The organism is Neisseria sp. HMSC064E01 (genome assembly GCF_001808875.1).
In the GTDB taxonomy this organism is placed as follows: Bacteria; Pseudomonadota; Gammaproteobacteria; order Burkholderiales; family Neisseriaceae; genus Neisseria; species Neisseria sicca_A.
The window spans coordinates 32,360-32,566 of record NZ_KV794959.1 but is presented as its reverse complement, the minus strand read 5'-3'; the positions used below and the strand labels follow the sequence as shown (position 1 = coordinate 32,566).

Sequence of the window (207 nt, the reverse complement as noted above, 5' to 3'; positions counted from 1 at the left end):
AATATCCAACCGTATCACTGGTAGAAGCCCGCCAAGCCGCTGAAAACGCCCGCCGTTTGCTTGTATCGGGGCAAGACCCCAGCGAAGCCAAGCAACAGGAAAAACGCGAACGGCAAGCCGCCGCCCTAAATACCTTTGAATCAATCGCCCGCCGATGGCATACCGACAATCTACACCGCTGGAAAGAAAACCACGCCGCCCGCGTCA

The 207-nt window shown here is 57.0% G+C and carries 1 protein-coding gene; it reads left to right on the top strand.

The genetic code is table 11. The features are described 5' to 3' along the window. Positions 1–207, top strand: a 207-nt coding sequence (locus HMPREF2572_RS10110; RefSeq protein WP_148132330.1) for an integrase arm-type DNA-binding domain-containing protein, incomplete at both ends; no start/stop codon positions are given.